Genomic DNA, 14529 nt, shown 5'->3' with positions numbered 1-14529 from the left:
TCCTTCAGGCGGGGCGGCGCCCACGGGCGGCACCGGTCGGACGGGCGGCCCCGGGTTCAGACGGTGGGAGCCGCGCGGTGGTACGCGTGCTCGGCGCGGTCGCGCAGGTGGTCCATGCTGCGGCGGGCGCGGGCGACGGAGGTCGAGACGTCGTCGGTCGCGACCGCCAGCCCGCCCTTCGCCCAGGTCTTCGCGAGGATCTCGCCGGCCGGGTCCACGACCTTCGCCTGCCCGAGGAAGCGCAGCCCGCCGAGCACCCCGGTCTGGTTCGAGGAGACCAGGTAGACCTGGTTCTCCGCGGCACGCGCGCAGTCGTAGAGGTCGAAGAGGTGCGCCTGGCGGTCGTTCCGGATCCGGTCCGACCGGTCGGTCACGCTCGCGGGCCAGGCGCTGAGGCAGCACAGGATCTCCGCCCCGTCGAGGGCGAGCGAGCGGGCCGACTCCGGGAATGTCTTGTCGAAGTCGATCATCATCCCGATCCGCCCCACGGCCGAGTCGAACGAGCGGAAGGAGTCGCCTGCGGCGTACGCCTCGGACTCGCCCAGCGGCAGGTGCACCTTGCGGTGCGTCCCGATCACCTCACCGCCCTGCACGCAGACCGCCGAGTTGTAGCGCCGCACCTCGCCGCCCTCCAGCGCGCGCTCCGCGATGCCGAAGCACACCGTGGTGTCCCCCGCCATCGCCGCGACGGCCGCGACCTCCGGCCCGTCCACCTCCACGGCCTGCGGCAGGTCGTCGGGGCCGGGGTGGTGCATGTCGAGGAGGTAGCCGCCGAGGGTCGCGTCCGGCAGCACCAGCAGGTCGATCCCGCGCTCCTGCGCGCTCGCGATCATGCCGGGCAGCTTGACGAGGGTGCGCTCGATGTCGCGGCCGAAGTGCGCCGCGACCGCGGCCATCGTGATCGTCGACATGGTCCTTCTCTCCCGCCCTCTGCAGGCGGCCGGTGCGCCGGGGCGGAGGGAGAGCCTCCGCTCTCCTCCGCCCCGCGCGGCAGAGCGGTGCGCTCGGGCCGAGCGCGTGGCCGTCACCGTACCGCGGCGCCCTCGAGCCGGTCCATCCGCGCGCCGCCGAGCAGCTGCTCCGCCACGTGCTCCGCGTCGCGCGCGATCGCCTCGAAGCGCCCGGAGCCCCAGGTGTTCAGCCACGGCAGCCCGAGGAAGTGCAGCCCGGGCACCGCGGTCGCGCCGCGCCGGTGGGTGGGGTGCCCGGCGCCGTCGAAGACGCCGATCTGCATCCAGGAGTAGTCGGAGCGGAAGCCGACCGCCCAGACGATGCTCGTGATCCCGGCGGCCGCCAGATCCAGCTCCTCGATCTCGCGCTCCGGCCGCCAGACCGGCGCGTACCGGGCCTCGGTCGGCGCCGATACACCCGAGCGCTCGATGTAGGCGTCGATGTCGTTCTTGATCGACTCGGCGACCGAGTCCGCGTAGTCGAGCGACGCCTCGGCCGTCGGCGCGAAGCGGAGCGACCCGCCGTCGACCTGCTGCAGCCGGCCGTAGAGCGTCATCCCGTCGCGCGCGAACGCCCGCAGGTCGATGTCGCGGCCGCCGCCGCGCCCGGTGACGTAGTGGTTGGTCGACTCCCGCTTGGACAGCCCGCCCACCTGCGCGTGCACCGGAACATCGTAGACGCCCATGTCGGCGAGCCAGGCGACGCAGTCACGGCCGCGGTAGAACCGGGCGACCCGCGGGGCCGTTCCCAGCGCCAGGTGCACGTCGCGTCCCTCGAGGAAGAGGTCCTCCGCGATCTGCGCGCCGGACTGGCCGGAGCCGACCACGAGCACGCCGCCCTCGGGCAGCGCCGCGGCGGAGCGGTAGTCGGCGGAGTGCAGCTGCACGATCGAGTCGGGGATGCGGTGCGCGACCGCCGGCAGCACCGGCCGGTGGTAGCCGCCGGTGGCGACGACGACCTGATCGGCGGTGATCGTGCCGCGCGAGGTGACGATCTCGAACGCCCCGTCCGCGCTCTCGCGCATCCGGAGCACCTCGGTGTCCTCGGCGACGGGAGCGTCGAACGACTCCGCATAGCGCCGCACCCAGGCGTGCACCTCGGCGCGGGTCATGAAGCCGTCGGGGTCGTCGCCGTCGTAGGGGTAGCCCGGCAGCCGGCACTGCCAGTTCGGCGTGACGAGCGTGAAGTTGTCCCAGCGGCGGTCGATCCAGTCGTGCGCGATCGTGTCGCGCTCGATCACGAGGTGCTCGACGCCCTGGTCGGTGAGCAGGCGGCTGATCGACAGCCCGGCCTGGCCGGCGCCGATCACGGCGACCGGGAGGTGCCGGCCGTTCTCGAGCGCGGTCATGCGCGGGCCCCCTGCGCGGACGCGGGGGCGGAGGACGGAGGGAGCGGCGGATCCATCGCCAGCACCCGCACCCGCCCGCCGTCGAAGCGCGCGGCGGCCGCGAGGATCTCCGACTCCTGCTGCAGCGCGGAGGTGCAGGCGAAGCCGAACTTCGCGCGCACCCGCTCGCTCGCCAGCCGCAGCGCCTCGGTCGAGCGCCCGACGAAGTCCTCGAGCGGATAGCTCTCGCCCTCGGCGAGGTAGTCGTGCATCACCAGGCTCGGCGAGTAGCAGCGCTCCTCGACACCGTCCGGCCAGCGGACGTGGAAGGTCATCTCAGGCATGGACCAGCCCTCCGCTCCAGACGCGGTCGATGTCGTAGGCGTCCGGCCGGCGGTCGCGGAGGTGGAACATCCCGCCGCGCATCGCCTCGAAGGTGCCGCGCACGTCGATGTCGGCGACCGCCATGCCCGAGCCGAGCAGCGTCGTCGCGAGGATGTTGCCGCCCGGATCGACGACCTTCGCGTTGCCCACGTAGCGCAGCGACCCGAAGGTGCCGGACTGGTTCGACGCCAGCCAGAACACCTGGTTGTCCAGGGCCCGCGCGATGTCGAACTGGTTGAAGCGGTAGGTCCAGCGGTCCTCCTGCAGGTTCTCCGCCGTCGCCGTCCGGGCGGCAGGCCAGGCCGAGAGCGAGGCGATGATCTCCGCCCCGTCCAGCGCCATCGAGCGGGCCGCCTCCGGGAAGGCCTTGTCGTAGCAGATCTGCAGCCCGACCCGGCCGACCGGCGTCTCGAAGACCGAGTAGCCGGGCCCGGGCGAGTACGACATGTGCTCGCCGAGCGGCTGGTGCACCTTGCGGTAGCTGCCGTAGATCTGCCCGCCGTCGAGCAGGGCGGCCGCGTTGTAGCGGGTCTCGCCGTCCGCGTCGAGCTCGCAGAAGCCGATCGCGACCAGCAGGTCGCCGGCGATCTCCTGCACCCGGCGCAGCTCCGGCCCGTCCAGCGCGATCGCCGGGGGCATCGAGCGGGTGGTCGTCTTGACCGTGTCGCCGTGATTGCCGAGGGAGGAGAGGTAGCCGCCGATCGCGGCCTCGGGCAGGACGAGGAACTCGACCCGCTTCTCGCGGGCCTCCTCGGCCAGCGCGGCGATGAGCGCGTAGTTCTGATCGAGGTCGCGGGTGAAGTTCGCCGCGACCGATCCGACGACGGTCATGGCGGGCGCCTAGAGGTTGTAGGTCGAGTTGATGATGGCGCCCTTGCGGGCGTAGTGGATGACGGCGTCCTGGACGTCGAGCGGGTGGCACGGGATGGTGCCCTCGATCAGGTCCTCCTCGCGCAGGCCGTGCAGCGCCATGCCGAAGCGGCAGACGAAGACGCGGTTGCCCTCGTCGATGAAGGTCTTCAGGGCGTCGTTGATGTTCTGCTCGCCCGGGAAGCCGGAGTCGCCGACCGTCGGGAAGCCGCGGGTGGCCATCGCGTTGATCGTGCCGGGGCCGTAGAAGTAGACGGCCGACTCGAAGCCCTTGCGCGCCGCGCGGGTCGCCTGCAGGATCGCGACGAAGCTGACCGAGGACTCGTGCGCGATGCCGTGCACGAGCGTGAAGTAGGACTGGCCGGGCTCGGCCTGGTAGTCGGGGAACACCTTGGTGGAGCCGTAGAGGTTGCTGCCCTTGGGCAGTGAGGGGTGCGCGATCTCGGAGCGCGACTTCTCGATGTTGGCGCTGATCTGCTCCTCGATCGAGGCCTGGTCGTCGGTGCTGTGGTCGGCGGGGGTGGTCTGGTCGTCGGTCATGAGAACCTCCGGGGTTCGGTGAGGAGCGCGCCGGGCGGGGCGCGAGCGAGTGGTGCAGGGACAGGAGTGCCGGGTGGAACGGGCGGTGCTGTGATGCAGAGGCCGGCGTCGCTCGGGGCGGTGCGAGGACGAGCGGAGCGACGGGGCCGGGTCGGGAGCGTTCGTCCCGACTGCGTCCAGTCAAGGCCGCTCGTGTTTCGGAGTGGTTTCGGCCAGAAGAAGCCTGCGTGACGCCGGGCGGGCATCGGGTGGGCGCCGAGTCCGCCGTCGGATGTAACACGATCGCGTTCCCGATGTCATCGCTCCGAAACACCGCGTTGACCTAATGGAGGCTCACGACGTCGGACTCCGCCGTCGCGCACCGCTCGACTCGAGACTCCGAGGAGCACCATGACCGATCTGCAGACGCCCCGCCTCCGCACCGCCGATCCCGCCCCCTCCGACTCCGCCGACTCCTCCTGCGGCCCTGACGCCTGCGGCTCCGCCCCCGTCCGCCGCACCGGCTCCTCCGCCCTGCGCACCCGCGTCGACATCGCCCTCCAGGGCATCCGCGTCGACGCCCCCGTGCACCGCGAGGCCGGCGCCGGCCCGAGCGACGACGGGCACGTGATGCTCGGCGGCCTCGGCGCCGCCATCCCGGTGAACCCGAAGAGCCCCTACGCCGTGACCAACGGACGCCTCCTGCTCGACGGCGCCGACATCGGCCTCGACGTCGAGCCGGTGAAGCGCCCGCGCTTCTACGACCTGAGCACCGCCGACGGCGTCTCCTACGAGAAGATCGCCCGCCTGCACGGCCGGAACATCCTGGCCACCACCGTCGTGCAGACCTGCATGCGCTACGACGAGGCCGAGCGCTGCCGCTTCTGCGCGATCGAGGCCTCGCTCGCCAACGACTCGACCATCGCGGTGAAGACCCCGGCGCAGCTCGCCGAGGTCGCCGAGGCGGCCGCCCGGCTCGACGGCATCCGCCAGATGGTGATGACCACCGGCACCTCGAAGGGCCGCGACCGGGGGGCCCGGCACCTCGCCCGCTGCGTCCGCGCGGTGCTCCAGGCCGTCCCCGGGCTGCCGATCCAGGTGCAGTGCGAGCCGCCGGAGGACCTCGCCGCCCTGCAGGAGCTCAAGGACGCCGGCGCCCTCTCGATCGGCATCCACATCGAGTCGATGGACGACGACATCCGCCGACGCTGGACCCCCGGCAAGGCGCGCGTCTCGACCGCGAAGTACTGGGAGGCCTGGGACGAGGCGGTGCGGATCTTCGGCCGCAACCAGGTCTCGACCTACCTGCTCGTCGGCCTCGGCGAGGACCCGGACGAGCTGGTCGCCAGCGCCGGCGAGCTGATCGAGCGCGGGATCTACCCGTTCGTGGTGCCGTTCCGGCCGCTCAAGGGGACGCTCGCGACGGAGGTGGACCACGTCCTGCCGCCGGCCGGCTCGCTGCTGGAGAAGGTCAGCGAGCAGGTCGCCGCGCTGCTGATCGCCGCCGGGATGCTCTCGTCCGGGCAGAAGGCGGGCTGCGCGGCTTGCGGCGCCTGCGGCGTGCTGAAGACCGCCGGCGCCTGATGGAGCTCTCGATCCTCGAGGGGGTCCGGGCGGTCGCGCCGGCCGCCCGCGAGGCCTTCGTGGTCGTCGTCGCGGACCCGGCCGAGGTGGCCGCCTACCGCGCGCTGCGCCGCGAGGTCTTCGTCGGTGAGCAGGGCCTCTTCGATGCGGACGACCGCGACGCGCTCGACGAGGATCCGCGCACCGTCGTGCTGGTGGCCCGCTCGGCCGACGGCGTGCTCGGCGGGGTGCGGATCGCGCCCGCGCTCGAGCAGGATCTCGGCTGGTGGACCGGCAGCCGCCTGGTCGTCCGCCGCAGCGCCCGAGGCGGTGCCGGCATCGGCGCCGCGCTGGTGCGCGCCGCCTGCGCCGAGGCCGAGGCGCGCGGCGTGATCCGCTTCGAGGCGACGGTGCAGACGCAGAACGAGGTGCTCTTCCGCCGGCTCGGCTGGGACCGGCTCGGCGCCGTCGAGGTCGCGGGGACTCCCCACGTGCGGATGCGCTGGCCGATCGACCGCTTCGACCGGCTCGCCCGCGGTGCCAAGGCGGCCCTCGGTCCACTGCTCGACGCCTTCACCGGCCAGCTCGGCGGCCCGGGCTTCCGCGGCGACGACGGCGCCCCCGTCCCCGGCTCCGACCTCGTCGCCGTCTGCGACGCGATCGTCCCCTCGATGGTCGAGCGCGATCCGGAGTGGGCCGGCTGGTGCTCGGTGCTCGTCAACGTCAACGACCTCACGGCGATGGGCACGGATCCGGTCGGCCTGCTCGACGCGGTCGGGGCACGCGACGCCTCCTTCGCCGCCCGCGTCCTCCGCGGACTGCGCGCCGGCGCCGAGGCCTGGGGCGTCCCGCTGCTCGGCGGGCACACGCAGCTCGGCGTCCCGGCCGCGCTCTCCGTCACCGGCCTCGGCCGCACCGCGCGCCTGGTCCCGGGCAGCGCCCCGGTCGGGCACGAGCTGAGCCTGACCGCCGACCTCGCCGGCGGCTGGCGCCCGGGCTACGCCGGGCTGCAGTGGGACTCGACCTCGGGCCGCTCACCGGAGGTGCTCCGCGCGCTTGCCGCGAGCGTCGGCACCGCCGCACCCGACGGCGCGAAGGACGTCAGCATGGCCGGCCTCGTCGGCACCGTCGGCATGCTCGCCGAGGCGTCCGGCGCGGGCGCCGAGCTCGAGGTCGCCGCGATCCCCCGCCCCGCCGCCGCGGGCCTGGCCGACTGGCTCTCCTGCTTCCCCGGCTTCGCGATGCTCACCGCCGACCGCCCCGGCGCCTCCCGCATGAGCACGCCGCACACGACGACCGCCGCCATCGGCCGCGTCGTCCCCGGCGAGGGCGTCACCCTCCGCTGGCCCGACGGCGAGACCACCCCCGCCATCACCTCCGCCGTCACCCGCCTCGGCCCCGCCTGACCCCCGCCGCGACCGCGCGACATCAGCGGACATGGTCGGCGTCCCCCACATGCTGGTCGAGTAGCCCCGCAGGGGCGTATCGAGACCCACCGTGGCCAGCACGGAGATTCTGCAGACCCCACTTCTGACAGCGGCGGATCTCGATACGCCCGCTGCGCGGGCTACTCGATCAGCATGGATGTCCCGTGACCGCAATCGGAGCCCAGAAGAATCGCCCGCTCACAGGAACATGCTGGTCGAGTAGCCCCGCAGGGGCGTATCGAGACCCACCGTCCCCAGCAGGGCGGATCTCCGGACCCGTCTTTCAGCAATGGGTGGATCTCCTTGGAAGAGACGCTTGCGCACATGCTGGTCGAGTAGCCCCGCAGGGGCGTATCGAGACCCCCCGTCCCCAGCACGGCGAGTCTGCAGACCCCACTTCTGACAGTGGTGGATCTCGATCCGCCCGCAACGCGGGCTACTCGATCAGCATGGATATCCCACCCTTCTCAGCCGATGTCGAGCGGCCCGATCCGTTTGAGCCGCCGCCGCGCGGGTACCGGACGTCTGCACGCGCGTCCGCGACCCCTGCGGACGCCTCCGACCGAGAGGTGACCGTGACCATCGACACCGCGACCCCCGCCGCCGGCACGACCGGCGCCACCGCCGACCTCGCCGCCGACGCCGTCTCCCGCGCCCGCGCCGCCTTCCCCGCCTGGGCCGCCACCGCGCCCGCCGAGCGCGGCGCCCTGCTGCGCGCCGCCGCCCACCGCGTGGCCGCCCGCGAGCAGGAGCTCGCCGACCTCAACACCGAGGAGACCGGCAAGCCCGCCGGTGACGCCCTCGGCGGCGTCCGAGCCGGCGTCGACACCCTGCTGCAGTACGCCGAGCTCGGCCCCCTGCACCGCGGCAAGAGCCTGCGCGGCGGCGCCCTCAACGTCGACCTCGCCCTGCCGCACCCGCGCGGCGTGGTCCTCGCGCTCACCCCCTGGAACGACCCGGTCGCCGTCGCCGCCGGCATGCTCGGCGCCGCGATCGTCTCCGGCGACGTCGTCGTGCACAAGCCCAGCGAGCGCAGCCCCGGCACCGGCGCGCTCTTCACCCGCCTGCTCGCCGAGGCCCTGCCCGAGGGCGTGCTGACCCTCGTCGAGGGCGACGGCGCCGTGGGCGACGCCCTGGCCCGCACCGACGGCGTCGACGTCCTCGCGCACGTCGGCTCGACCGCCACCGGCCGAACCCTGGCCCGGATCGCCGCCGTCACCGGCGCGCACACCATCCTCGAGAACGGCGGCAACGACGCGCTCGTCGTCGACCGCGACGTCGACCCGGTCTGGGCCGCCGAGCAGGCCGCCCTCGGCGCCTTCGCCAACGCCGGCCAGATCTGCACCTCCGTCGAGCGGATCTACGTGCACCGCGACGTCGCCGAGGCCTTCACCGCCGCGCTGGTCGTCGAGGCCGAGCGCTGGCGCGACGGCCCGCTCCCCCGCCTGGTCGACGCGCGGATGCGCGACGCCGTGCACGAGCACGTCACCTCCGCCGTCCGCGACGGCGCCCGCGTCCTCACCGGTGGCGAGCCCGGCGACGGCACCTTCTACCCCGCGACCGTCCTCGCCGACTGCACCGACGAGATGCTGGTGATGACCGAGGAGACCTTCGGCCCCGTCGCCCCCGTCCTCGTCGTCGACGACTTCGACGAGGCGCTCACCCGCGCCGCCGCCGGTCCCTACGGCCTCGCGGCCACCGTCCTCACCGCCGACATGGAGCACGCGCACCGCGCCGCGGCGACCCTCCCGGTCGGCACCGTCAAGATCAACGGCGTCTTCGGCGGCGCCCCCGGCGGCAGCGCCCAGCCCCGCGGCACCAGCGGCTCGGGCTTCGGCTACGGCCCGGAGCTGCTGGACGAGATGACCACCACCACGGTCGTGCACTTCGGCCTCCCCGTCCTCCCCGGCGCCGGGCGATGAGCCTCGAGGGCTCCGCGCTCCAGCGGGCGAGCGCGCTGGTCGCGCACGTGCGCGAGCGGCCGCCGGTCGTCGCCGTGGTCGGCGACCTCATCCTCGACTCCTGGTGGCTCGGCGAGGCCGAGCGGGTGACCCGCGAGGCGCCCGCCCCGGTGCTGCGCCTCGAGGACGTCGTCGACGTCGCCGGGGGCGCGGCCAACACCGCGGCGAACCTCTGCGCGCTCGGCGCCGTGGTCCGCACGGTCGGAGTCGCCGGCCGCGACCCCGAGGGCGACCGCCTCCTCGCCGCGCTCGAGCGCGCGGGCCTGGACACCGGCGCGATCGTCCGGAGCGACGCCGCGACCACGATCAAGACCCGCGTCGTCGGCGGCGACAGCGTGATGCTGCGCGTCGACTCCGGACCGCACCGCCCGTCCGACCCCGAGCTGGCCGAGCTCGCCGAGGCCGCCGTCCGCGCGGCCGACGGCGCCGACGCCGTGCTGGTCTGCGACTACGGCTCCGGGATCCTCCGCGAGGCCGTCGAGCGCGTGCTCGCCGCTCAGCGCCCCGGCCTCCTCGTGATCGACGCGCACGAGCTCGCCGACTGGGCCTTCGCGGCGCCCGACCTGGTCACCCCGAACGCGAAGGAGGCGGAGCGGCTCCTCGGCACCCCGCTCGGCCGCGGCACCGAGCGCGCCGCCGCCGTCCGCGCCGCGGCGGACCAGCTGCGCGAGCGCTCCGGCGCCCGACACGTCGTGGTCACCCTCGACCGCGACGGCTCGACCGCCCTCGACGCCGACGGCACCGTCTCCCGCACCTTCGCGCAGCCCGCGGAGGAGAAGCAGGCCTCGGGAGCCGGCGACACCTTCGCCGCCACCGCGACCCTCGCCCTCGCCGCCGGCCGCTCGCTGGCGACCGCCGTCGACCTGGCGCAGGCCGCGGCGGACGTGGTCGTGCAGCGCCCCGGCACGTCCGTCTGCACCGCCGACGACCTGCTCGCCTCGCTCGCCGCCCCCGGCGCCGTCGTGCTCGGCGAGGACGGGCTGGTCGAGGTGCTCGCCGAGGAGGCGCGCCGCGGCCGCCGCATCGTCTTCACCAACGGCTGCTTCGACGTGCTGCACCGCGGCCACACCGCCTACCTCCGCCAGGCGCGCGAGCTCGGCGACGTGCTGGTCGTCGCGGTCAACGACGACGACTCCGTCCGCCGGCTGAAGGGCGAGGGCCGCCCGATCAACCCCGAGGGCGACCGCGCGGGCGTCATCGCCGAGCTGGGCTGCGTCGACTACGTCACGCTCTTCAGCGGCGACACCCCGATCCCGCTGCTCGAGCGCGTGCAGCCCGACGTCTACGTGAAGGGCGGCGACTACGCCCCCGACATGCTCGCGGAGGCGGTGGTCGTCCGCTCCTACGGCGGCACCGTCACCACCGTGGGCTACGTCTCCGAGCACTCGACGACCGAGATGGTCCAGCGCATCCGCTCGTCGTCGGCGCCGTGAGCAGCCGGCGCTGGTCGGGGCTCTGGGGGCGCGACCTGCCCCCGGAGGCCCCGGCCGTCGACGTCCTGATCCCGACGGCCGGCCGCTCGGCCGAGCTGGCGGCGACCCTCGCGGGCCTCGCGGCGCAGGACGACCCGCCGTTCCGCGTCGTCGTCAGCGACCAGTCGGACGCCGCGGTCACGGAGACGGACCCGACCGTCGTCTCGATGCTGCGGATCCTCGCCGCGCAGGGCCGCGCTCCGCTCGTGCGCCGGCACCTCCCCCGCCGCGGCCTCGCGGAGCAGCGGCACTACCTCCTCTCGCTCGCGACCGCCCCGGCGGTCCTCTACCTCGACGACGACGTCTGGCTCGAGCCGGGCACCCTGGCGCGGCTGCACGAGGCACTCGGGCGCCTCGGCTGCGGCTTCGTCGGCTCGGCCGTGCAGGGGCTGTCCTACCTCGGCGACGAGCGGCCGCACGAGCAGACCGCCTTCGAGCCCTGGGACGACGGCGTGCAGCCCGAGCGGATCCGGCGCGGCACGCCGGAGTTCGAGCGCTGGCCGCTGCACAACGCCGCGAACCTCACCCACGTCGCCGCCCGCCTCGACGTGCCGGAGGGCGCCTGGCGCGCCTACCGCGTCGCCTGGCTCGGCGCGTGCGTGCTCTACCGTCGCGAGGCGCTCGTCGCCTGCGGCGGCTTCGACTTCTGGGAGCAGCTGCCCCCGGAGCACAGCGGCGAGGACGTCGCCGCGCAGTGGCGCGTCATGGAGCGCTTCGGCGGCGCGGGGCTCGTCCCCAGCGGCGCCGTGCACCTCGAGACGCCCACGACGGTCACCGACCGGCGCGTGGACGCCTTCGACCGGCTCTTCACCGAAGAGCACCAGCACTGACCGAACGACGAAAGGACAGCACGATGGATGCACCCAACCCGATCCAGGTCCAGAAGTACCTCTCCGGGATCGACTACCCGGCCTCGAAGGACACGATCGTCGAGACCGCCGAGAAGGAGGGCGCCGACAGCGACGTCCTCGACGCCCTCCGCGCCATCCCCGAGGGCGACTACGACAAGCCCACCGACGTGAGCTCCGCCGTCTCGAACGTCTGACCCCCTCCGCGAGATGCCACTTGTGAGCGCGACACGCCGTGTCGCCCGCTCACAAGTGGCATCTCGCATGTGGGGCTCGGCGCGGACAGCACCCGCGCGCGGAGGTCGCACCTTCGGTGCGGCTGCCCCTTCACGCTGATCGAGCACCCCGCGTCACGATGAAAGGTCGCACTGCGGTGCGGCTGCCCTTTCATGCTGGTCGAGTAGCCCCGCAGGGGCGTATCGAGACCTACCGTCCTCAGCACGACGGTCTGCAGACCGATCTTCTGACGCAAGTGGATCTCGATACGCCCGCTCCGCGGGCTACTCGATCAGCATGAAGGCCGCCTCTAGGACGAGACGCCTCCTGCACTGATGACGTCGCCCTCCACGCTGGTCGAGCAGCCGTCCGCAGGACGGCGTATCGAGACCCCGCCCCGTCGGCGCCTATGCCGAGACGGCCTCGCGCTCACGCAGCACACCGGACTCCAGCGCCGCGAACGACAGCACCTTGTAGCCCTCGGACTCGAAGAAGATCGTCGCGCGGTCGTCCTCGACGCTCATGACGGTCCCCGCACCCCACTCGCGGTGCTCGACGGCCTCGTCGACGCTCAGCGGTGCTTCGGAGCGAGCCGCGGACGCCGCCTCATCGGCCGCCTCCTGGCGCGCCTCGTGCCGCTCGCAGCCGTCGCAGTTGCCGCACCACTCCGGCCCCTCGACGCCGAAGTAGTCCAGCAGCACGCGCCGCCGGCACTGCGAGGTCTCCGCGTAGGCCCGCATCATCGACAGCCGCGACTCCGCGATGCGCTCGCGGGAGGAGAGCTCCTCCTTCACCGCACGGACCGCGTCGTCCCCGCCGGCGTCGCTCACGGCCCGCAGGCCGCCGTCGGTCTCGAGCAGGTCCGCCTCGGCCAGATCGTTCACCAGCCGCGCGACGGTGCGCGGCGACTTGCCCAGCGCCTCCGCCAGCTCGTCGACCTGCACGCCCGGCTTGTCGGACACGGCCGCCCACACCACGCGCAGCGCGGCCGGCTCGACCCGGCGCTTGGCGAAGAACCGGCGCAGCCCGAGGTCCTCGAGCCGGTAGTGCAGCGCGGCCGTCGCGGGCTCGCTGTCGCGACCGGCCCGTCCGATCTCCTGGTAGTACGCGTCGAGCGACTCGGACGTCGTCGCGTGCAGCACGAAGCGCACGTCGCCGCGGTCGATCCCCATGCCGAAGGCGGAGGTGGCGACCACGACGTCCAGCTCGCCGTCGCGCCACTGCCGGTGCACATCACGCCGCTCGCTCGTCTTGAGCCCCGCGTGGTACGCCGCGACGGAGCGGCCCTCGGCAGCGATCTCCGCCGCGTAGGTCTCCGTCTCCTTGCGCGTGGCCACGTAGACGAGCCCCGGAGCGGTCCAGCTGCGGGCCTCCTCGGCGACGGCCGCGCGCTTCTCGTTCTCGCTCTCGTGGCGGTGCACCACGAGGCGGATCTCGGGGCGGTCGACGCCGTGCACCTGCACTTCGGGGTCGGTCATGCCGAGCCGGTCGATGATCTCCTCGCGCACCGGCCGGGAGGCGGTGGCCGTCATCGCGAGCACCGGCGGGTCGCCCAGCGCACTGCGGACGTCCTTCAGCCGCAGGTAGTCCGGGCGGAAGTCGTGGCCCCAGGAGGAGACGCAGTGCGCCTCGTCGACGACCAGGAGCGAGACGCCGGCCGCGGCGAGCCGGGCGACGTTCTCCTCCTTGGCCAGCTGCTCCGGAGCGAGCAGCACGTACAGCGGGCCGCCCTCGTCGATGCGCTCCCAGGCCCGCGCGACGGCGGCGGCGCCCTGCGCGGAGTTGATGGCGACGGCGGGCGGCGCGGCCGGCGCGGCCTCGATCGAGGCGAGCTGGTCGGCCTGCAGCGCGACCAGCGGTGAGACGACGAGCACGACGCCCCCGCGCTCGGCGCCGGCGATCTGGTAGACGGCGGACTTGCCGCCGCCCGTGGCGAGCACGAGCAGCGTGTCCCGGCCCGCGGCGGCCGACTCGATCGCCTCGCGCTGCCCCGGCAGCAGCGACGTCCAGCCGAAGTCCTCGCGAGCGATCCGATCGACGCTGCTGCGCGTGATCTTCTTCGCGCCGGTCTTCTTCGCGGCGGTCTTCTTCGCGCGGCTCTTCTCTGCGGCGGCGGTCGTCGTGGCAGTGCTCTTGGTCGTGGCGGTGGTATCGGAACTGCGGGTCGTGCGGGACGAGCTCATGCTTCGACGCTACGACTCCGTCCCCGTCGAGCGTCTCCACTTGACAGCTCCGGGGAGCACGGTGAAGCCACGGCCCCGCCCCGCGCCGGTCGCAGAGTGCCGGAGCGCCCCCGTGCTGGTCGAGTAGCGCCGCAGCCCAACCATGCTGGTCGAGTAGCGCCGCAGGCCACCCATGCTGGTCGAGTAGCGCCGCAGGCGCGTATCGAGACCCACCGTCCTCAGAAGGGCGGGCCCGCAGACCCCTGTTCCGACGCTGATGGATCTCGATACGCCCGCTCCGCGGGCTACTCGATCAGCATGGATGCCGCGCTCGATCCTGCCGGTCGGCAACGGTGGCCCCACCATGCCGGTCGAGCAGCGCCGCAGGCGCGTATTGAGACCCACCTACCGCCGGAACGTGTCAAGACCCTGCCGCCCGCGACCACCCGCGTGCTCCGATGGATCCACCGACGAGAGGAGCCCCCGTGCCCGAGAACGTGAACGAGGACCTGCCCGAGCAGGAGTCCGACCTGACCCCGAACACCGGCGGCGCCCAGACCGTGCTGCCCGGCGAGGACGCGACCGACGCCAGCGCCGCGGGCGCCGCGCCCGGCGGCACCGCCATCGACCGCGGCGTCTCCGACACCGTCACGGAGGGCGACAGCGCCGGTGACACCGTCTCCGGCGACGCCGACCTCCCGGACGACACCGACGGCCCCGTCACCGACGACCGCGCCTCCGCCGACTGAGCCGAGCCCGTCAAGGACCGCGAGATGCCACTTGTGCACGCGACACGCCGTGAGAAGCGTGCACAAGTGGCATCTCGCGA

The 14529-nt window shown here is 73.7% G+C and carries 13 protein-coding genes; 7 read left to right on the top strand and 6 right to left on the bottom strand.

The annotated features are described in order from the left end of the window. Positions 1-56 precede the first annotated feature (56 nt). The 5 genes from EDF17_RS17615 to EDF17_RS17595 all read right to left on the bottom strand — a co-directional run bounded on the left by EDF17_RS17615 (position 57) and on the right by EDF17_RS17595 (position 4072). Entirely contained in the window at positions 57-911 is an 855-nt protein-coding gene (locus EDF17_RS17615) for a carbon-nitrogen hydrolase family protein (RefSeq protein WP_123447955.1), read from the bottom strand. A 113-nt stretch (positions 912-1024) separates the two neighbouring features. Next, positions 1025-2299: an MSMEG_0569 family flavin-dependent oxidoreductase gene (locus tag EDF17_RS17610; protein ID WP_123447956.1), complete on the bottom strand. Its 1275-nt coding sequence runs from the start codon at positions 2297-2299 to the stop codon at positions 1025-1027. Continuing rightward, positions 2296-2622, bottom strand: a complete 327-nt coding sequence (locus EDF17_RS17605; protein WP_123447957.1) for an MSMEG_0570 family nitrogen starvation response protein — start codon at positions 2620-2622, stop codon at positions 2296-2298. Before EDF17_RS17605 ends, EDF17_RS17610 begins: the two co-directional genes overlap by 4 nt. Continuing rightward, positions 2615-3493 carry a carbon-nitrogen hydrolase family protein gene (locus EDF17_RS17600; RefSeq protein ID WP_123447958.1) on the bottom strand — a complete coding sequence of 293 codons (879 nt, stop codon included), beginning with the start codon at positions 3491-3493 and terminating at the stop codon, positions 2615-2617. Before EDF17_RS17600 ends, EDF17_RS17605 begins: the two co-directional genes overlap by 8 nt. A 9-nt stretch (positions 3494-3502) precedes the next feature. Then, positions 3503-4072: an MSMEG_0572/Sll0783 family nitrogen starvation response protein gene (locus EDF17_RS17595; protein WP_123447959.1), complete on the bottom strand. Its 570-nt coding sequence runs from the start codon at positions 4070-4072 to the stop codon at positions 3503-3505. Between the two features lie 390 nt (positions 4073-4462). On the opposite strand from EDF17_RS17595, the gene EDF17_RS17590 reads away from it, so the two are divergent. The 6 genes from EDF17_RS17590 to EDF17_RS17565 all read left to right on the top strand — a co-directional run bounded on the left by EDF17_RS17590 (position 4463) and on the right by EDF17_RS17565 (position 11519). Further along, positions 4463-5635 carry an MSMEG_0568 family radical SAM protein gene (locus EDF17_RS17590; protein ID WP_123447960.1) on the top strand — a complete coding sequence of 391 codons (1173 nt, stop codon included), beginning with the start codon at positions 4463-4465 and terminating at the stop codon, positions 5633-5635. After that, positions 5635-7020 carry an MSMEG_0567/sll0787 family protein gene (locus EDF17_RS17585; RefSeq protein WP_123447961.1) on the top strand — a complete coding sequence of 462 codons (1386 nt, stop codon included), beginning with the start codon at positions 5635-5637 and terminating at the stop codon, positions 7018-7020. Before EDF17_RS17590 ends, EDF17_RS17585 begins: the two co-directional genes overlap by 1 nt. Positions 7021-7622: 602 nt before the next feature. Further along, on the top strand, positions 7623-8963 hold the full coding sequence (locus EDF17_RS17580; protein ID WP_243732963.1) for an aldehyde dehydrogenase family protein: 1341 nt from the start codon (positions 7623-7625) through the stop codon (positions 8961-8963). Continuing rightward, positions 8960-10435, top strand: a complete 1476-nt coding sequence (rfaE2, locus tag EDF17_RS17575; RefSeq protein WP_123447963.1) for a D-glycero-beta-D-manno-heptose 1-phosphate adenylyltransferase — start codon at positions 8960-8962, stop codon at positions 10433-10435. The genes EDF17_RS17580 and rfaE2 overlap by 4 nt, the downstream gene beginning before the upstream one ends. Continuing rightward, positions 10432-11304, top strand: coding sequence for a glycosyltransferase family 2 protein (locus tag EDF17_RS17570; protein WP_208110641.1), 873 nt, complete (start codon positions 10432-10434; stop codon positions 11302-11304). Before rfaE2 ends, EDF17_RS17570 begins: the two co-directional genes overlap by 4 nt. A 23-nt stretch (positions 11305-11327) precedes the next feature. Beyond that, positions 11328-11519 (top strand): DUF2795 domain-containing protein, encoded by a 192-nt coding sequence (locus EDF17_RS17565; protein WP_123447964.1) that lies wholly within the window; start codon positions 11328-11330, stop codon positions 11517-11519. A 426-nt stretch (positions 11520-11945) separates the two neighbouring features. Here the strand turns inward: EDF17_RS17565 and EDF17_RS17560 are convergent, their stop codons facing one another. Further along, positions 11946-13721: a RecQ family ATP-dependent DNA helicase gene (locus EDF17_RS17560; RefSeq protein WP_123447965.1), complete on the bottom strand. Its 1776-nt coding sequence runs from the start codon at positions 13719-13721 to the stop codon at positions 11946-11948. Between the two features lie 464 nt (positions 13722-14185). Between EDF17_RS17560 and EDF17_RS17555 the strand changes: the two genes are divergently transcribed. Beyond that, complete coding sequence (locus EDF17_RS17555) at positions 14186-14449, top strand: hypothetical protein (RefSeq protein ID WP_123447966.1); 264 nt, start codon at positions 14186-14188, stop codon at positions 14447-14449. Positions 14450-14529 lie beyond the last annotated feature (80 nt).

Source organism: Rathayibacter sp. PhB1 (assembly GCF_004362935.1).
Taxonomy (GTDB): Bacteria; Actinomycetota; Actinomycetes; order Actinomycetales; family Microbacteriaceae; genus Rathayibacter; species Rathayibacter festucae.
This window is presented reverse-complemented; position numbering and strand designations above follow the sequence as displayed.

Excerpts from the sequence above, each read along its gene's own strand:
- EDF17_RS17615 (WP_123447955.1), bottom strand. The coding sequence starts at position 911 with ATGTCGACGATCACGATGGCCGCGGTCGCGGCGCACTTCGGCCGCGAC.
- EDF17_RS17605 (WP_123447957.1), bottom strand. The coding sequence starts at position 2,622 with ATGCCTGAGATGACCTTCCACGTCCGCTGGCCGGACGGTGTCGAGGAG.
- rfaE2 (WP_123447963.1), top strand. The coding sequence starts at position 8,960 with ATGAGCCTCGAGGGCTCCGCGCTCCAGCGGGCGAGCGCGCTGGTCGCG.
- EDF17_RS17600 (WP_123447958.1), bottom strand. The coding sequence starts at position 3,493 with ATGACCGTCGTCGGATCGGTCGCGGCGAACTTCACCCGCGACCTCGAT.
- EDF17_RS17585 (WP_123447961.1), top strand. The coding sequence starts at position 5,635 with ATGGAGCTCTCGATCCTCGAGGGGGTCCGGGCGGTCGCGCCGGCCGCC.
- EDF17_RS17565 (WP_123447964.1), top strand. The coding sequence starts at position 11,328 with ATGGATGCACCCAACCCGATCCAGGTCCAGAAGTACCTCTCCGGGATC.
- EDF17_RS17595 (WP_123447959.1), bottom strand. The coding sequence starts at position 4,072 with ATGACCGACGACCAGACCACCCCCGCCGACCACAGCACCGACGACCAG.
- EDF17_RS17590 (WP_123447960.1), top strand. The coding sequence starts at position 4,463 with ATGACCGATCTGCAGACGCCCCGCCTCCGCACCGCCGATCCCGCCCCC.
- EDF17_RS17560 (WP_123447965.1), bottom strand. The coding sequence starts at position 13,721 with ATGAGCTCGTCCCGCACGACCCGCAGTTCCGATACCACCGCCACGACC.
- EDF17_RS17610 (WP_123447956.1), bottom strand. The coding sequence starts at position 2,299 with ATGACCGCGCTCGAGAACGGCCGGCACCTCCCGGTCGCCGTGATCGGC.